Source organism: Citrobacter sp. GW821-FHT02E08 (genome assembly GCF_059421685.1).
The window spans coordinates 259,944-278,588 of record NZ_JBWKVL010000005.1; the positions used below are offsets into that span (position 1 = coordinate 259,944).

The following is an 18,645-nucleotide window of genomic DNA, read 5'->3' on the forward strand; positions in this document are numbered from 1 at the left end:
CGATGAAAAACGTTGGCGATCTGATGAAACGTCTGCAAAAAATGATGCCGGCGAATGTAGTGCCTGCGTTTAAAACAGGCGAAGAGCTGCTGGCATGGCAGAAAGAGCAGGGCGAAATTCGCGCTGCCGCGCTGGCCCGTGAAAACCGGGCGATGAAAATGCAGCGTACATTCAACCGTTCCGGGATCCGCCCGTTACATCAAAACTGCTCTTTCGAGAACTACCGGGTCGAGTGCGACGGTCAAATGAATGCGCTCAGCAAAGCCCGACAGTATGTAGAAGAGTTCGATGGCAACATCGCCAGTTTTATCTTCTCGGGTAAGCCCGGCACCGGAAAAAACCACCTTGCGGCGGCGATCTGCAACGAGCTGCTGCTGCGGGGAAAATCAGTCCTGATCATTACCGTCGCCGATATTATGTCAGCGATGAAAGAGACCTTCACGAATCGTGAAACCAGTGAAGAACAGCTGCTCAACGACCTGAGCAATGTCGATCTGCTGGTGATCGACGAAATTGGCGTACAAACCGAATCTCGCTACGAAAAAGTGATCATCAATCAGATCGTCGATCGTCGCTCATCCTCAAAACGCCCTACCGGCATGCTGACCAACAGCAATATGGAAGAGATGAGCAAATTGCTCGGCGAGCGTGTGATGGATCGTATGCGTTTGGGCAACAGTTTGTGGGTAAATTTCAACTGGGATAGCTATCGTAGCCGTGTGACCGGAAAAGAGTATTAAGACCATTCTTAATACGAGCAGCGCTATACTTTCGCTGAAAAGGCACATACGAGTTACCATTATGAAAACAACAAAACGCATTCTGCGCTGCGCGATCGCCGCCAGCGCACTCATCTCCACCAGCATTTTCGCATCATCCTGGCAGGATTCGCTCTCCAGCGCGGCCAACGAACTCACCAAAAGCACCACCTCAGGACAAAGCAGCACGTCGCTCTCATCCCTCACCAGTCTGTTAAATGGCAGCACTGACGCGTTGAGCGCCAGCAACATGAACAACGCGGCGGGGATTTTGCAGTATTGCGCCAAACAAAAACTCGCGTCCGCGACCGATGCGGAAAACGTCAAAAATCAGGTTCTGGATAAACTGGGCCTGAGCGCAAACGAGCAAAAACAGGATACCAACTATATGGACGGTATTCAGGGTCTGCTGAACACCAAAGATGGCCAGCAGTTGAATCTGAGCAACATCGGCAGCACGCCGCTGGCGGAGCAAGTCAAAACCAAAGCCTGCGATTTGGTACTTAAGCAAGGCATGAGTTTCATTTCCTAATCGCTCCACACGCCGCGTTTTAGCGCCTGGGCAAGAAACGCGGCCTTAATCCTCTCTTTTCTCCCCTCACCCCTTGATACACGCCGGAATCGCGGGAAGTGATGGCGATCAAAATATACGCTTTCTAAACCAATTCTGAATAACAACGTAATTTAATGTCACTAGAATTGCAGCAGTGTAACATCGCAATTACATTGTATACCCCGTAAAAGATTAGCCCTCCTGATAGATCGCCGGGAGGAGCAGGCTATAACTGAGGATCGTTAGTTGTCTGAATTCCTGTCCATCGCCCTGTTTCTCGCCTCTGTGCTGATTTATGCCTGGAAAGCGGGTCGTAACACCTGGTGGTTTGCAGCCACTCTGACGGTGCTCGGTCTTTTTGTTGTCCTGAACATTACACTCTATGCCAGCGACTACTTTACCGGCGACGGCATCAACGATGCGGTGCTCTACACGTTAACCAATAGCCTGACAGGCGCGGGCGTCAGTAAATACATTCTTCCGGGCGTGGGGATCGTCCTCGCGCTGACGCTGGTTTTTGGTGCGCTGGGCTGGGTTCTTCGCCGCCGTCGGCACCATCCCCATCATATGGGGTATAGCCTGCTGGCACTGCTGCTGGCACTGGGTTCGGTAGACGCCAGCCCGGCGTTTCGCCAGATTACCGAGCTGGTGAAATCACAGTCCCGCGATGGCGATCCTGATTTCACGGCTTATTACAAAGAGCCGTCGAAAACGATCCCCAACCCCAAACTGAATCTGGTCTATATCTATGGCGAAAGCCTTGAGCGCACCTATTTTGACAACGATGCCTTCCCGGATCTCGCTTCGGAACTGGGCGCGCTGAAAAACGAAGGGCTGGATTTCAGCCAAACCATGCAATTGCCGGGCACGGATTACACCATTGCCGGGATGGTGGCCTCCCAATGCGGTATTCCCCTGTTTGCCCCCTTTGAAGGCAACGCCTCGGCATCGGTTTCGAGCTTCTTCCCACAGAATATCTGTCTTGGCGATATCCTGAAGAACTCCGGTTACCAGAACTACTTTGTTCAGGGGGCGAACCTGCGTTTTGCCGGCAAAGATGTGTTCCTGAAATCCCACGGCTTCGATCATCTCTACGGTGCCGAAGAGTTAAAAACCGTGGTCGCGGACCCAACGTATCGTAATGACTGGGGTTTCTACGACGATACGGTACTCGACGAGGCATGGAAAAAGTTTGAAGAACTCTCTCGCTCCGGCCAGCGTTTTTCTCTGTTTACGCTGACCGTCGACACCCATCACCCGGATGGATTTATCTCGCGCACCTGCAACCGTAAACGCTACGACTTCGACGGCAAGCCTAACCAGTCATTTAGCGCCGTCAGCTGCAGCCAGGAAAACATTGCCCAGTTTATCAATAAGATCAAAGCGTCGCCGTGGTTTAAAGACACCGTCATCGTCGTCTCTTCCGATCATCTGGCGATGAACAACACCGCGTGGAAGTACCTGAATAAGCAAGATCGCAGCAACCTGTTTTTCGTTCTGCGCGGCGACCAGCCTCAGCAAGAGACGCTGGCGGTCAAACGCAACACGATGGATAACGGCGCGACCGTGCTCGATATTCTCGGCGGGGATAACTTTATTGGACTCGGGCGCAGCAGTTTGTCCGGTGAATCCATGTCGCTGGTGTTCCTGAACATTAAAGAGAAAGTTCTGGCGTGGAAACCCGACATCATCCGCTTGTGGAATTTCCCCAAAGAGATGAAAGCGTTCACCATCGATCAGGATAAAAACATGATTGCCTTCTCGGGCAGCCATTTCCGTTTGCCGCTGCTGCTGCGGGTCTCAGACAATCGCGTGGAACCGCTGCCGGAAAGCGAATACTCCGCCCCACTACGCTTCCAGTTGGCGGATTTTGCCCCACGCGACAACTTTGTCTGGGTCGATCGCTGCTACAAAATGGCGCAACTGTGGTCGCCGGAACTGGCGCTCTCCACCGACTGGTGTGTTTCGCAGGGCCAGTTGGGTGGGGAGCAAGTCGTACAGCACGTGAACAAGGCACAGTGGAAGGGCAAGACGGCGTTTAAGAACACCATCATCGATATGGAACGCTATAAAGGCAACGTGGATACGCTGAAAATCGTCGATAACGATATTCGCTACAAAGCGGACAGTTTCGTCTTTAACGTGGCAGGCGCGCCGGAAGAGGTGAAACAGTTCAGCGGTATCTCTCGCCCGGAATCCTGGGGGCGCTGGTCCAACGCGCAGCTGGGAGAAGAGGTCAAAATTGAGTACAAGACGCCGTTGCCAAAAAAATTCGATCTGGTGATCACCGCCAAAGCCTACGGCGCGAACGCCGATCGCCCCATTCCGGTACGTGTAGGCAAAGAAGAACAGATCCTGCGCTTGGGTAACGATATCACCACGACCACACTGCATTTTGACAATCCGGAAGCGGCCAGCACGCTGGTGATCGCGCCACCCGACCCACAATCCACCAACGAGGGCAACATTTTGGGGCACTCGCCACGTAAACTGGGGATCGGTATGGTGGAAATCAAAGTGGTGAATGCCGAAGGATAACCCCGAATGGAGAGTATCGGCCCGATAAGCGTCACGCCACCGGGCCTCTCTTTATCGGTGAAAAAAACAGCGCCCAACACGGCTCCGGGCGCTGCATGGCAACTTTAATCCAGCGCTTTCACCGCTTGACGCATTCCCTGTACCCGTATATTTTCCAGGCTGGCAGTCACCTGGGCGGTAAGCCCTGGCAACAACGTTAAATCTTCGCCCCAATGCGCTTTATCACTGAGTACGGCATCGACCAGTTCCTGTAACGTCAGATCTTCACCCACGCGCGGCCACAGCTGTTGATAGCGTGTGAGCCACTGCTCATCGTCCTGGAGTGGATACGCCTCTCCTGCCCGTTCGCCGCGGTAAAAAGCGATCAACGCCGCAAGCGCAAACGTCAGCCGCACCGGATATGTACCGTTCTGCTGGCCAGCCAGCAACTGAGGCAAAATACGCGTGCGGAATTTCGTCATACCGTTGAGCGCAATAGAAAGTAGCTGATGGCGGATATACGGATTCTGGAAACGTCCTGTCACCGCATCGGCAAATTCACGCAGTTCAGCGGCGGGCAGATCCAGGACCGGAATAATCTCCTGATGAATCGCCTTTTCCACAAAGCAACACACATCCTCATCCTGCATCGCCTCGCCGACAGTATCCAGCCCGCACAGCCACGCCACCGGAACCAGTGCGGTATGCGCGCCATTGAGAATGGCGACTTTACGCTCTTTATACGGTTTGATGTCGGCGACAATGCGAATATTCAGCGAACATTCCGTCAATTTCAGCGCCTCGGCCAGCCAGGCCGGTCCCTGGATCACAAACAGATAAAAATGCTCGGCGGTGTCGAGAAACGCATCGTGATACCCCAACTGCGCTTCCAGCGCTGGTACCTCCTCGCGCGGATAGCCGGTCACGATCCTGTCCACCAACGTGGAGCAAAATGTGTTTGCCGTTTCCAGCCAGTCGAGAAACGCCGGAGACAACTGCCACTCCTGCGCATAACGCTGAATTAACGCCTTGAGCGCATCGCCGTTATAGTCGATCAGTTCGCAGGGAATCATTACCCAGCCTTTGTCTGGCGCGCCGTTGAAGTGATTAAAACGCTCCAGCAACAGACGTGTCAGTTTCGCCGGGAAACTCACCGGCGGGGCATCATCGATACTGTCACCTTCGTGATAGCCGATCCCTGCCTCAGTGGTGTTAGAAAACACAAAGCGGATATCGGGATTATGCGCCAGCGCCAGGTACCCGGCAAAATCCTGATACGGGTTGATCTCGTTATTCACCGAGCGGATCAGACGCGCGTCACTAACGGCCTCGCCCTGCTCATTCAGGCCACGGATCACCGTGGTGTACAGGCCATCCTGAGTATTTAGCGACGGCGGAAAATCGGTATTAATAGGGCGAACAATGGTGATGCCAGCCTGCAGATCCGTCGTCTCGTTGAGAACATCCAGCTGCCAGTCTACAAACGCCCGCAGAAAATTGCCTTCGCCAAACTGGATCACTTTCGTCGGGTAGTTTTGGCCAGGAAAATCCTGTCGATTCAATGTTTTCATTGCTATATCCCTATCAGAAAGTAATCACGCCTTTGATAAGCTCGTGGTTGTTAACCACATCATGTTCGTATATCTCCGCCAGCGTGGTGAAGGGATAGCGGTGCGTCAGCATCATGTCTGCGGTCAGCTTACCTTCCGCCATCAGCTGCCCTACTTTGGCGAAATCCTCCGGCGTGGCGTTACGACTGCCCATCATGGTGGTCTCTTTTTTGTGAAACTCAGGGTCGGAAAACTGCAGATCCCCCTTAAACAGCCCAACGAAAACAATGCTGCCGCCATGGCGAATCAGGTTAACGCTGTTATTCATCGCATGCTGATTCCCCGTGGCATCAATGACCTTTTGCGCCAGGGAGCCGCCAAATTGCGCGCGTAGCTGTGCGTCAAAATCGCCGGCAGACGGGTCAATAACCGGGAGTGCCAGGCGAGAGGTCACATGCTCCCGACGGGCTGGGCTGGTATCGGCAACCACCACCTGCGCGCCGTCAGCTTTAGCGATGGCCGCGGCCCCCAACCCTATCGGGCCTGCGCCCACCACCAGTACCTGCTCGCCTGGCGCAATCGCCGCCCGGCGTACCGCATGCGCGCTAATGGCGTAGGGCTCAATCAGCGCTGCCGCCTGCGGATCAATACCGTCAGCCGCCAGCAGGTTAGTCGCAGGTACAGACAAATACTCGCTAAAGCCGCCATCCTGATGCACGCCAATCACCGAAATTTTCTCGCAGCAGTTGGTACGCCCGCTGTTACACGCCGGACATTGCTGACACGCAACGTAGGGAATCACTGCGACCTGTTGACCCATTTTCAGATGCGAAATATTTTTACCTAACCCGGCAATTTCGCCACATATTTCATGGCCCAACACGCGGGGATAACTGAAAAAGGGTTGATTGCCTCCCCAGGCATGAATATCGGTACCGCAAATCCCTACGGATTTAATTTTTATTAATGCTTCATCCTCACCAGGAATAGGAACTTGACGTTCTTCCCAAACTAATTTTTTCGGTTCCTGGCAAATCAGCGTATTCATCGTTGACATGATTCAGCTCTCCTGTTTTTCGTTGCATCAGATATCGATGAAAATAAAAATATCGAAGGGACAGGAAACGTAATTTGTGAATACCGACGCATAAAAATGTTTTAAATCGGGTTTTAATACGCGCAAAAAGGAGAGACCGATGAGCCGCTCGCAAAATTTACGTCACAACGTCATTAACCAGATGATCGATGATATGGCTCGCGGCCATATCCCCTCCCCGCTCCCCTCACAAAGCGCACTGGCGGAGATGTACAACATCAGCCGTACTACGGTGCGCCATATGCTGAGCCATTTAAGCGAATGCGGCGTACTGACGCCGGTTGGCAGCGACTATGTGATCGCCCGCAAACCCAATAATGACGACGGTTTCGCCTGCACCACCGCCTCGCTGGCTGAGCAAAATCGTATTTTCGAGCACGCCTTTTTCACCATGATTAACCAACGGCAGCTACGCGCTGGTGAGACATTCTCCGAACTGCAACTGGCGCGCGCCGCTGGCGTCAGCCCGGTCGTTGTGCGGGAATATCTTTTAAAATTCGGGCGTTACAATCTGATTATCAGCGAACGGCGTGGTCTGTGGCGTATGCAACAGTTCGATCAACGCTATGCCGAACAGCTTTTCGAAATACGGGAAATGCTGGAGACCCACGCCCTTCAACACTTTCTCAATCTGCCGGTTACGGATATCCGCTGGCAGAAAGCGCGAGATTTACTCGATCGTCACCGCGCATTACGCGACACCATCAGCGACAACTATCGCATGTTTTCCGTGCTGGACCGGGACTTTCATAATCTGATTCTCAGCGCCGCCGAAAATGTCTTTTTCGATCAATCACTGGAGATTATCTCTGTTATTTTTCACTTTCACTATCAATGGGATGAGAGCGATCTCAAACAAAGGAATATCGTCGCCGTCAATGAACATATGACCATTCTCAGCGCCCTCATCTGTCGCAACGACCTCAGCGCCACAGCCGCATTACGTCAGCATCTGCAAACCGCCCGGCAGACCATGATCCACTCCATCAATACGACGAGCAGCCACTCTGTGAGATTTTAAAAACCGATTAAAAACAGCAAATCATTACCGTAGCCACAATTCCTTAATAAAAATAACTATCCATTAATAAGACACTTTAGGCTCTGATAAACATTTTAAGATAATCAATACGCATAATAATAAATAGTTTAGAAACTCTGTAATACATCCCGGAAAACCCGGACAAAATAATAAAATCCTCAGTACCTACTAAAAAAACGGAGAGTAATAATGAGTCTGATGTCTAAAAAAAGAAATACGTTACTAGCATTCGCTGTTGGCTCTATACTCGCTACTGTCTCATTTAGCAATTCTGCGATAGCCGCTGCCGAATATACGTTGAAAGTTGCCTATGAAAATAATCCAGGAGAACCTTTTGATAAGGCGATCCGTGAATGGGCGCGCTTATTTAATGAACAAACCGGCGGTAAAGGCGAGCTCATTGCTTATCCCAGTTCACAATTAGGCTCGAAAAAGGATGTCATTGAGCAAATGAAACTGGGCAGTCCACTGATTACCCTCGCCGATGGCGCATTCTTCTCTGACTATGTGCCTGATTTCGGCATTATGTTTGGTCCTTACGTCGGCAATAGCTATAAAGATATTTTTAAACTCAACCAGTCAGACTGGTACAAGGATCTGGAAAACAAACTGGATGCTAAAGGCCTGCACATCGTCTCTAAAGACTGGCTGTATGGTACGCGCCATATGCTGACCACCAAAATGGTCACCAAACCGGAAGATTTGAAAGGCCTCAAAATTCGCGTCCCGAACAATCGCATTCAAATCGAAGGCATGAAAGCGATGGGCGCAACCCCGACGCCACTCCCTCTCGCCGAAGTCTATACCTCGCTGAATCTGAAAGTTATTGATGGCGCGGAAAACCCAATTCCGGTGTTGTACGGACAAAAACATCATGAAGCGGCTAAATACCTGATCCTCACTGGCCATGTCGAAAACGTGACTAACCTGGTGATGGGAAGCAATACCTACAAAAAACTGCCGCCGGAAATTCAGACCGCACTGGTGAACTCCGGCGATCAAGCAGGGAAATACTTGACTGAGCTCGTTCAGAAGGAAGAACAAGAACTGATTGAGAAGATGAAGACAGAAGGCGTCACAGTGGTGGAAGTTGACCGCAATCTGTTCCGCGAAGCGTCAAAACCGTTCTACACAAAATTCCCGGAATGGACGCCAGGATTGTATGAAAAAACACAGGAAATCATCGCACAGTAACGGAGAAAACGCGCAGCGCACTGCCTGCGCGTTTCCCTTTCCCTGAAAAAAGTATCGCCGTATAGGAATGACTATGTTTCGGTTTCTCAATAAATTCAGCGATATTCTGGCCTGCCTGCTGGCAGGTGGGATTGTGCTCATTACGGTCGTGGCCGTCCTGATGCGCTGGCTGCTCAACGCCCCACTGATCTGGGGTGAGGAAGCGCTGATTATCTGTTACATCTGGTTGATTATGATCGGTGCGGCCTCAGCAATGGGCCATCGTATGCACGTCAGTATTGATGCCTTCACCTCCATGCTGCCGGAAAACTGGCGTTTATCCTGCGCCATCATCACCCACATGATTGCCATTGTCTCACTGTCTACATTTGGCTATCTCGGCTATGAGCTGTCACTTATCGCCGTCGATAAAATCACCCCCATTCTTGGGGTCTCCTATCTGTACATCGATTTTGCTGTGCCGACAGGCGCTGGGATCATGGTGATGTTTTGCCTGCAACACCTCTGGCAAGACATTCAAAAACTGAAACGCAGGGAGGTCGTATGTCAGTAGCGATCGCGTGTATTGTCTTATTGTTTCTGTTTATTCTGAATACGCCGATATTCATCAGCGTACTGGTCGCAATACTGACTTACTTTTATATGGCGGGCGACATTTCACCGCTGATCGCTGTTCAACGTATTATCGGCGCTGGAGAAAACGTCACTTTACTGGCAATTCCGTTCTTTATCCTGCTCGGTAACCTACTGAATTACACCGGTATTACGCACCGTATGTTGCGATTCACCGGTGTGCTCTCCGGTCACTATCCGGGCGGGCTCGCCCAGTCCAACGTCCTGCTCAGTACCATGATGGGAGGTCTGTCGGCATCGAACCTGGCTGACTGCGCGATGTTGTCAAAAATGCTGGTGCCGGAAATGACTAAACTCGGCTACAGCAAAAGTTTCTCTACTGCCGTCACCGCTGCCGGGTCGCTTATTACGCCGATCATTCCCCCGGGAATCGCCCTGATCATTTACGGTTTTGTTGCCGATGTCTCCATCGGAAAAATGTTTATGGCCGCGATCATTCCGGGACTCTTGTGCTGCGTCGCGCTGATGTTCACGATCTATTTAATCTCGAAAAAACGCGGCTATCTCCCCGCCAGAGCCCATGGCCCAACCTGCCGTGAACTTTGGGAAGCGGGTAAAGGCGCCACTTCAGCACTCATTTTGATTCTGGTGATTATCGGCGGGATCCGTTTTGGGATCTTTACCCCAACAGAAGCAGGCGCTATTGCCGTTGTGTTTGTGATTATTATCGGAGCCGTTTTCTATCGTGAAATGACGGTGAAAGATATCGCGGCATCGTTACTGGAAACGGCGCGCTCAACCGCAAGCGTAATGCTCATCATCATGACCTGCTCAGCGCTGGCATGGGTGTTAACGAACGAACAGATTGCGCAAGATTTGGCCGTCGTGATGACAGGATTCTCTGATAATCCTTACATCTTCTTGCTGATCGTGAACCTGGTTCTGTTGTTTCTGGGAATGTTTATTGAAGGAAATGCCGCCATCATCGTACTGGTTCCGCTATTAATGCCAACAGTACGCTTGCTGGGCATCGATCCGATTCACTTCGGCGTGATGATGATCCTCAACCTGGCCATTGGTTGCCTGACGCCACCTATGGGAACGGTCATGTTCGTTGCTACCTCCATCACGGGAACAAAAATTGCTGATTTTCTGCGTGAAGTGCTACCGCTGTTAGCGGCACTGATTGCCGTGTTGCTGATGGTGACGTTTATTCCGGCTCTGACAACCTTCCTGCCCGCGCTGTAAAACGTGTCGCGCCCTGCTCAACAGGGCGCGACAACACATCATTAAAACGTTTCCCAGTTCTCACCGGCATCGGTAACAGCGGCTTTGCGCGGCGGTACTGGCGCAGAAACGCTTTTCGCGGCGACAACGTCACGAGAACGCTGTTGTTCCTGCTGAATACGGAATACGGCAACAGCCTGGGTCAGACGGCTGGCCTGTTCCTCCAGCGCGGCTGCAGCTGCGGCGGACTCTTCCACCAGCGAGGCGTTCTGCTGCGTCACGCGATCCATCTCTGCAACAGCCAGACCGACCTGGTCGATACCGCGACTCTGCTCATCAGACGCAGAGGCGATTTCGCCCATGATATCGGTGACACGGGTGACCGCGTTGACAATCTCATCCATGGTTTCGCCCGCGCTCTCAACCAGCGTTGAACCGACATCCACGCGACTGACCGAGTCTTCAATCAGGCTCTTAATCTCACGCGCGGCCTGGGCACTGCGTTGCGCCAGGTTGCGCACTTCCCCGGCAACCACCGCAAAGCCACGGCCCTGTTCGCCTGCACGCGCCGCTTCTACCGCCGCGTTCAACGCCAGAATGTTAGTCTGGAAAGCAATACCGTCGATCACGCTGATAATGTCGGCAATTTTCTGTGAACTGGAGGCGATATCACGCATGGTTTGCACCACGTTATCCACCACTTTACCGCCCTTCTGCGCAGTTTCTGAAGCGCTCAGCGCCAGATGGCTGGCCTGACGGGCGTTCTCGGCGTTCTGTTTCACGGTGGCCGTCAGTTCTTCCATGCTGGCTGCGGTCTCTTCCAGGGAGGCAGCCTGCTGTTCAGTACGGGAAGAAAGGTCGTTGTTGCCCATCGCAATTTCGCTGGCACCGCTGTAAATCGCGTTAGCGCCGTTGCGCACATCGCCGACGGTATGCACCAGCTCGCTCTGCATGTGCCGCAGGCTTTCTGCCAGTTGGCCCATTTCGTTAGAGCCTTCCACATCAATACGCTTCACCAGATCGCCACTGGCGATATGACGAATGCTCTCGATCAGGCGGTTCATCGGTTCGATTAAAGAGAACTTAATGCCGAACCAGACGGCGACGATCACCAGCAGCACCGCGATTAACACGCTGACCAGCACCCACATCGCCTGGCTGTAGGAGCTATTATTGTCTTCAACCGCAATGTCATACAGGTGATCGTTCTGCTGCATATAGGCCGTATACGGTTTTTCAAAACCGTCCTGATAGCCCTGCGTCGGTTGATCAAAGAACTCGTTGATCTTACCTGAGCCCAACAACTGGATCAGTTCAGCCAACGCATTGTGATAGATATCGTAGCTACGTTTGATCTCGACGGCCGCAGCCTCGCTCTGACGCGGATCGCGCGGCAGTGCTTCGTAATCGGCCCAGTGTTTTTCCGCCTGCTTCAGGGACGTGCTCGCAATCTGCATCAGATCGACAACGGTGGCGCCGCTGCCGATATTGTTCTGATCCATCATGTAGCGGATACCCGCCCGGTTGAGGGTATTACGTGTTTGTAGCAGCGCAACCCAGCTGGAATTCAGCGTGGACTGCTGCTGGCGAATGGTCTGTAGAACGGTGAAATTTTCTTTGTCATTTTTCAATGAGTTAAAGAACAAACCGCCCGAGGTCAGTTGTAAAAGGCCAAATATTGCCAACACCAGCAGTAAGCTGGTCACAATCTTAATTCGTTTTAACATGTTTTCTCATTCCGCTAGACAGATACTCTGGTTGTCGGCCTGGAATGAGAAAACTTTATACAATAGCGACGTCTGTCACAGGTATTTTGTGCAAAATGCTGGCAAAAAACACCATGACAGACTACCGCCTGATGACTCTACCTGAGCGCGCAGATGTCATCGTACAACGTACGGGTAATGACCACGCCTTCCTGCTCTGCCTTTTCCCGCGCCACAAAACGCCGCTCACCAGGCAAACGCGCCCCCTGACTCTGCATCGCATCAAACAGCGTTTCCGCCCGCGCAAGATGAACATGCGCCTCCTGACCCAGAAAACGGGTCGGATCGAACGCCAGGATCAGTTCGCCGCCATAAGGCAGCCCTCCGGCCCCGTCATCCCAGGCCAGCGACTCCGCGCTGGTCATGTCGCCAATCAACGGTCCGGCCAACAGTTCAACCATCGCCGCAAACGCCGAGCCTTTATGCCCGCCAAAGGTCAGCATCGCGCCATCCAGCACCGCCTGCGGATCGGTTGACGGCTGCCCATCGCTGTCTACCCCCCAGCCTTCGGGGATTGGTTTTCCGGCGCGTAAGTGAAGCTGGATCTCTCCCCGTGCCGCCGCGCTGGTTGCCATATCAAAGATAAACGGTGGTCTTTCGCCACGCGGCCAGCCAAACGCAATGGGGTTAGTACCAAACAGCGGTAGTGTGCCACCGGCAGGCGCGACCCAGGCGTGACTTGGCGTGCAGGCGTAGCCCACCAGTCCGGCGTCCGTGAGCGGTTCAATATCGGCAAACAGCGCCGAAAAATGAACGCAGCGATTGATAGCCAGCGCCGCGATACCGCAATGCCGTGTTTTCTCAATCAATAACGGTAACGCCTGTTCAAATGCCAGCAGCGAAAACGCGCCGCCGGCATCCGCCTTCACAATCGCCGGGGCGCTGTCGGTCACCACCGGCATGGCGTCTGGCGACACTTTACCTTTGCGTAAGGTGTCGACAATCCCCAACAAACGCCATAAACCGTGGGAAGCGCAGCCATCGCGCTCCCCGTTGGTCACATTGCGCGCCACAACAGCGGCATGTTCTTCACTGAATCCATTCCCGCGTAGCACCTGATGTGCCAGCGAGTAAGCCTCTGTTAACGAGAGGTTTACCATTGTCATTACCTTCTCCTTTACTCTTCTTCGTCTCCAGTAAAGTTAGCTTGTGGTAGACAAGTCCGCTCGCCCCAGTAGTAAATTCCCAGCGACATCACCGCGACAATCACTGTATCCCACGGATGGCCAATCACCCCTGTACCGCCAAAACTGCCTAACCAGGAGAACAGCATAATCAGCGCGTAAAACCCTACCAGCCACAGCGAAGACTTCACCTGCTGAGCCAGACTGACGGTATGCACCGGCACTTTGGATTTACACAGCACATACACCACGAACATGACGATCTGCAGCCCCAACAACCACGACAGCGTTCCCCAGCCGGACCAAAAGACAATCAGCGCGGAGATAACAAACGACAATGGACCGATAATATGAAATGCGCGAACGCGGAACGGACGCGGAAGATCCGGCGAATTCCGGCGCAGCCCTGCCGCCGTCACCGGCGCAATGGCGTAACTGAGCACCAGCGCGGCGGAGACGACGCTGATCAACTGCTCCCACGACGGGAACGGCAGCGTCCAGAAAATCGATAAACCAAACGTCAGCCACAACGCCGGACGAGGAATACCGGACTCTTTATCAATGTGGGTAAACGCTTTAAAGAAAGTGCCCGCTTTTGCCCAACCGTAAATCACGCGCGGCGTCGCGTTCATATAAATATTGCCGGTCCCGCTCGGGGAGACAATCGCGTCACTGACCACCATAAACGCCAGCCAGCCCATCCCCAGCGTAATAGCAATATCGCGATACGGCAAAGAGAACTGCTTACTGACTTCCGCCCAGCCGCCGTTCAGCATCTCAGTCGGGATACTGCCCAGAAACGCCACCTGCAGCAGCACATAGATAATGGTCGAGAGCACGACCGACAAAATCAGCGCCACCGGAATGGTTCGCTGTGGGTTTTGCACTTCACTGGCAACCGAGATAATCGGCGTTAGCCCCAGATAGGCAAAGATTATCCCGCCTGCGCTTATCGCCGCCTCTACCCCCGACATGCCAAACGGCGCAATCCCCTGCGCGTGCAGGTTTTCGGGTTTAAAGAAGGCAAACAGGGTGATCACTACCACCAGCGGCACGAGGAATTTCAGTACGCTGATGATGTTGTTCGAGCGGGCGAACGTTTTAACGCTGTAGTAGTTCAGCGCAAAGAAAAAGCAGAGCAACAAAAATTGCACCACCCAGCCGAGCAACGTCGGGTCACTGGAACCGGGCTGCGTCAATGCCGGGAACCAGGCTGCGGCATACTGACGCGCCGCGACGATTTCGATGGAGATCAGGCTGGAAAACGCAATAAGCGTAATAAAACCCAGCAGATACCCCATCAGCTCGCCGTGAGAAAACACCGGGTACCGAATAATGCCCCCGGCACGCGGCAACGCCGCGCCCAGCTCACAATAAACAATGCCCAGCAGCAACACGGCGATACCGCCGATCACCCACGAGGCGATACCGGCAGGTCCGGCAATCGAGGCGACATGGCTGGCGGCAAACAGCCAGCCAGAGCCAAAAATCGCCCCCAGTCCAATAAACGTCAGATCCGTTAACGTCAGCTGCTTTTTAAATTTCCCCGACTCAACAACCCGGGTCTGAGATTGAGGTGTAGAGTGAATCGTCATGATTGTGCCCTTCAGTTAACAGAGGGGGAAATCGCTTCCCGGGTCCACTGCCCGTTCACCAGGCGCAGCAGGTTTAATGGATTGGCATCCTGCACGGCAGGCGGCAACAGCGCGCCAGGGACGTTTTGCAAACACACCGGGCGCAGGAAACGCTCGATGGCTTTGCTGCCGACCGACGTGCCGCGCGCATCGGTGGTCGCTGGCCACGGACCGCCATGCACCATCGCGTCACACACTTCCACGCCGGTTGGGTAGCCGTTAAACAGTACGCGCCCGGCTTTCTCACCCAGCATCGGCAACAGTCGCGCCGCCAGCTGTCGGTCATCCGCTTCGGCATGCACCGTGGCGGTGAGCTGTCCCTGGATCACCCGCAGAATGGCGCACAGTTCGGCCTCATCCGCCACGCTCACCAGCACCGCCAGCGGCCCGAACACTTCTTCTTGCAACAACGGATCTTTCGCCAGCAGCAGCGAAGCGGGCGCTTTGTATAAGCGTGCCTGCGCACGTCCGAAGACGTTCTCATTACGGCCCGCAATACGTTGAATATTCGGATGGGCGTCCAGCGCGCGAACGCCTTGCTGGTAATGCGTAAGCGTTGTGGCATTGAGCATCACCTGCGCCGGGGCGCGCTCCACCGCTTCGACTAACGCGTTGGAGAAACGGCTCTCCCCTTCCCCCTGCATCACCAGAATCAGCCCGGGCTTGGTACAAAACTGACCGCTGCCCAGCGTGAACGAGGCCACCAGATCGTTGGCAAGCGTTACGGCATTTTTCGCCAGCGCCTGAGGCAGAACAATCAGCGGATTTATGGCGGACATCTCCGCAAACACCGGAATCGGCTGCGGGCGCTGCTGCGCCAGTTGTTGCAACGCTTTCCCGCCGCGCAGAGAACCGGTAAAACCGACCGCCTGAATCGCCGGATGGCTCACCAGTTCTGCGCCGATATCGGTGCCAAAAATCATATTGAACACGCCTGCGGGCATGCCACATGCCTCTGCCGCGCGCAACACCGCCAGTGCGGTGTATTCCGCCGTCGCCATATGACCTGGATGCGCCTTCACCACCACCGGACAGCCTGCCGCCAGCGCCGCAGCGGTGTCGCCTCCGGCGGTCGAAAAGGCGAGCGGAAAATTACTGGCGCCAAAGACGGCAACCGGCCCGAGCGCCATCAGATACTGGCGCAAATCCGGACGCGGCAACGGCTGGCGGTCAGGTAATGCCGTATCAATGCGCACGCCATGCGTATCGCCGCGACGCAGAACCCCGGCGAACATCCGCAACTGGCCGCTGGTACGTGCCCGCTCGCCCTGCAAACGCGCCAGCGGTAAGGCCGTTTCCTGATGCGCGATGGCAAAGAACGCCTCGCCCAGCGCGTCCAGTTCAGCGGCGATAGCTTCCAGAAAACGCGCCCGTGCTTCAGGCGAGGTCTGTGAATACACCGCAAATGCCTGTTCTGCCGCCAGCGCCGCCTGTGTGGCCTCCTCGCGGGTGGCCGACAGGAAACGATAACCGGTGGCTTCGCCATCTTCAGCACGCAGGCTGAGCAGGGTGGCATCGCCACCCCCAACCCGCTGACCGGCAATAAACTGCAAGCCCTGTTCAGGCTGTCGTAATGTCATGTTCACTCCTGCGTTCAGAGACCGACATCCGGCAGTTGAGGACGGGTTGCCAGCGCCTGTTCAACCACCGCCACCACCTGCGCGCGGGTTTCACCTTCCAGCGCCAGGCGCGGCGGACGCGTCACGGCGCTACCGCGACCCAGCAGCTCTTCGCACAGCTTGATGCACTGCACCAGATCCGGACGCGCATCGAGGTGCAGCACCGGCATAAACCAACGGTACAGCGCCATCGCCTCTTCGTAGCGTTGCTGTTTTGCCAGACGGAACAGCGTCTCGCCTTCACGCGGGAAGGCGTTCGACATCCCGGAGATCCAGCCTTCAGCGCCCACCGCAATGCTCTCGACCACCACATCGTCCAGCCCGGCGAACAGCACAAAGCGGTCGCCCACGGCATTACGCAGATCGATAAAGCGGCGGGTATCGCCGGAAGAATCTTTAAAACAGACGATGTTGTCGCAGTCGGCGAGGGTCGCCAGGATATCTGGCGTGACATCGTTTTTGTAAATTGGCGGGTTGTTGTAGACCATAATCGGCAGGTCGGTGGCAGTCGCGACGCTACGGAAGTGGGCGGCAGTTTCATGCGGTTTTGAAGAGTAGACCAGCGCAGGCATCACCATAATGCCATCGACGCCCACCTTCTCAGCCTCTTTCGCCATCTTCTGGGCAAACGCGGTGGTGAACTCCGCCACCCCGGCAATCACCGGGATCTGGCCGCCAGCAGCGTCTTTCGCCACTTCGATAATTTGTAATTTTTCCTGGGTGGTCAGTGAGGTGTTCTCCCCGACGCTGCCGCAAACCACCAGACCTGAAACACCATCCTTGACCAGGTTTTTCATCACCGTGTGGGTGGCGTCCAAATCCAGTGAGTAATCGCTGCGAAACTGTGTGCTGACGGCCGGAAATACGCCGCTCCAGTGAATAGCTTTTTTGCTCATTTTCGATTCCTTGTCGTCAATTTGTTAAACATTGGTGAATGAATGGTGAATATTCACTGACAGATTGACGGCTAAGGCGTTCGGCGGCTTGTGGGTTTTCCTTTGCAAGGATGACGAAATTAGCACAGTGGCATTTTCCCCCTCTTCCCTGGGGGAGGTCGCAAATGGAAGATCAACCTGCCAGCGTCAGGCGAAAATCCCGTGGCGTAGAGCCGGTCATCGCTTTGAACTGGCGGCTAAAAGCACTGTGATCGGTATAGCCGCATTGCAATGCGATATCGGTGATGGGTGTCGTACCTGCCAGTAATTCGGTGGCTTTTTCGAGGCGGACTTTGTGGATCATCTGACGCGGCGTCAGGTGGAAAATGCGTTTGCAGTAGCGTTCGATCTGCGCCACCGACATCCCGCTCAGCACGGTCAACTCTTCCATTGCGATCGGGCGGTGGTAGTGTTTGCGGATATGATCGTCGACGATCGCCAGCCGTTGCCATGCGGGATGACGCGCCTGCGTCTCCAGCAGATCGTGGGAGATCCCGGCCATCCCGATCACACGCCCATGAACATCACGCAACGCCAGCTTCTGGGTCAGGCACCAGCCCCGTTCGCGACCGTTATACAGATGCATCTCCAACTGATCGCGCAGCGTCACACCGTCGCGCAGAACCCGCAGATCCTGCTCGGTATAACCCTGACCCAGCGCAGAAGGAAACACATCCGCCGAGGTTTTCCCCAGCAACGAAACCACATTCTTGAACCCACATCGACGGGCAAGCGTCATATTCACCAGCAGGTATCTTGCCTGCACATCTTTGATAAAAAAGACAACGTTAGGAATGGCGTTGAGTAATGGCGCAATCAGCGCCATCGCATTCAGCAAGGTCTGGATGTTTTCCGGGCGCTGGCGGGCCAGCCCCTCACATATCTGGCTGAGTTCACCCACCTCCATCCCCACCTCTTGCGCCGGGGCTTTCCCCGACACCTCTTCATAAGCACAGGACATAACGCTTCCTCACAATAAGTGACGAGGGATATTTATTAACTTTTTGTTAACTCAGCAAGCGCCAGTGATGCGTTTTGCGATCCTGCCTGTGGTTTA

At 54.2% G+C, this 18,645-nt stretch carries 15 protein-coding genes; 7 read left to right on the plus strand and 8 right to left on the minus strand.

Annotated features, from left to right (window positions below; genetic code table 11):
* The first annotated feature begins 2 nt into the window (after positions 1-2).
* From dnaC to opgB, 3 genes are all read left to right on the plus strand, one after another.
* Complete coding sequence (dnaC, locus tag AC07UY_RS09650; protein WP_192610962.1) at positions 3-740, plus strand: replicative helicase loader DnaC; 738 nt, start codon at positions 3-5, stop codon at positions 738-740.
* 58 nt (positions 741-798) lie between these two features.
* On the plus strand, positions 799-1,290 hold the full coding sequence (locus tag AC07UY_RS09655) for a YjjA family protein (protein WP_203361325.1): 492 nt from the start codon (positions 799-801) through the stop codon (positions 1,288-1,290).
* A gap of 267 nt (positions 1,291-1,557) precedes the next feature.
* Positions 1,558-3,849 carry a phosphatidylglycerol--membrane-oligosaccharide glycerophosphotransferase gene (gene opgB / locus AC07UY_RS09660; protein WP_494701057.1) on the plus strand — a complete coding sequence of 764 codons (2,292 nt, stop codon included), beginning with the start codon at positions 1,558-1,560 and terminating at the stop codon, positions 3,847-3,849.
* A 104-nt stretch (positions 3,850-3,953) separates the two neighbouring features.
* Here the strand turns inward: opgB and AC07UY_RS09665 are convergent, their stop codons facing one another.
* Complete coding sequence (locus AC07UY_RS09665; RefSeq protein ID WP_494661493.1) at positions 3,954-5,399, minus strand: tagaturonate reductase; 1,446 nt, start codon at positions 5,397-5,399, stop codon at positions 3,954-3,956.
* 13 nt (positions 5,400-5,412) lie between these two features.
* Positions 5,413-6,435 carry a zinc-binding alcohol dehydrogenase family protein gene (locus tag AC07UY_RS09670; protein ID WP_494701056.1) on the minus strand — a complete coding sequence of 341 codons (1,023 nt, stop codon included), beginning with the start codon at positions 6,433-6,435 and terminating at the stop codon, positions 5,413-5,415.
* A 139-nt stretch (positions 6,436-6,574) separates the two neighbouring features.
* Here AC07UY_RS09670 and AC07UY_RS09675 point away from each other — a divergent pair, with 139 nt between their 5' ends.
* The 4 genes from AC07UY_RS09675 (at position 6,575) to AC07UY_RS09690 (ending at position 10,531) form a co-directional block, all read left to right on the plus strand.
* Complete coding sequence (locus tag AC07UY_RS09675) at positions 6,575-7,495, plus strand: GntR family transcriptional regulator (protein WP_494661491.1); 921 nt, start codon at positions 6,575-6,577, stop codon at positions 7,493-7,495.
* A gap of 219 nt (positions 7,496-7,714) precedes the next feature.
* Positions 7,715-8,710, plus strand: a complete 996-nt coding sequence (locus AC07UY_RS09680) for a C4-dicarboxylate TRAP transporter substrate-binding protein (RefSeq protein WP_203359024.1) — start codon at positions 7,715-7,717, stop codon at positions 8,708-8,710.
* 73 nt (positions 8,711-8,783) lie between these two features.
* Positions 8,784-9,263, plus strand: coding sequence for a TRAP transporter small permease (locus AC07UY_RS09685; protein ID WP_203359025.1), 480 nt, complete (start codon positions 8,784-8,786; stop codon positions 9,261-9,263).
* Complete coding sequence (locus AC07UY_RS09690; protein WP_203359026.1) at positions 9,254-10,531, plus strand: TRAP transporter large permease; 1,278 nt, start codon at positions 9,254-9,256, stop codon at positions 10,529-10,531. Before AC07UY_RS09685 ends, AC07UY_RS09690 begins: the two co-directional genes overlap by 10 nt.
* Positions 10,532-10,572: 41 nt before the next feature.
* Here the strand turns inward: AC07UY_RS09690 and tsr are convergent, their stop codons facing one another.
* The 6 genes from tsr to AC07UY_RS09720 form a co-directional block, all read right to left on the minus strand.
* Positions 10,573-12,237, minus strand: coding sequence for a methyl-accepting chemotaxis protein (gene tsr / locus AC07UY_RS09695; protein WP_203359027.1), 1,665 nt, complete (start codon positions 12,235-12,237; stop codon positions 10,573-10,575).
* 137 nt (positions 12,238-12,374) lie between these two features.
* Positions 12,375-13,382, minus strand: coding sequence for an Ldh family oxidoreductase (locus AC07UY_RS09700; protein ID WP_494661490.1), 1,008 nt, complete (start codon positions 13,380-13,382; stop codon positions 12,375-12,377).
* Positions 13,383-13,393: 11 nt separating this feature from the next.
* A complete protein-coding gene (locus tag AC07UY_RS09705) occupies positions 13,394-14,995 on the minus strand; it encodes an APC family permease (RefSeq protein ID WP_490468724.1) in 1,602 nt (533 codons plus the stop codon).
* A gap of 11 nt (positions 14,996-15,006) precedes the next feature.
* Positions 15,007-16,614: an aldehyde dehydrogenase (NADP(+)) gene (locus AC07UY_RS09710; RefSeq protein ID WP_494661489.1), complete on the minus strand. Its 1,608-nt coding sequence runs from the start codon at positions 16,612-16,614 to the stop codon at positions 15,007-15,009.
* A 14-nt stretch (positions 16,615-16,628) separates the two neighbouring features.
* The gene (locus tag AC07UY_RS09715) at positions 16,629-17,549 is read right to left on the minus strand and encodes a dihydrodipicolinate synthase family protein (RefSeq protein WP_494661488.1); all 921 of its coding nucleotides are present in this window, start codon (positions 17,547-17,549) and stop codon (positions 16,629-16,631) included.
* A gap of 172 nt (positions 17,550-17,721) precedes the next feature.
* The gene (locus AC07UY_RS09720) at positions 17,722-18,549 is read right to left on the minus strand and encodes a helix-turn-helix domain-containing protein (protein ID WP_370552280.1); all 828 of its coding nucleotides are present in this window, start codon (positions 18,547-18,549) and stop codon (positions 17,722-17,724) included.
* Positions 18,550-18,645: the final 96 nt, after the last annotated feature.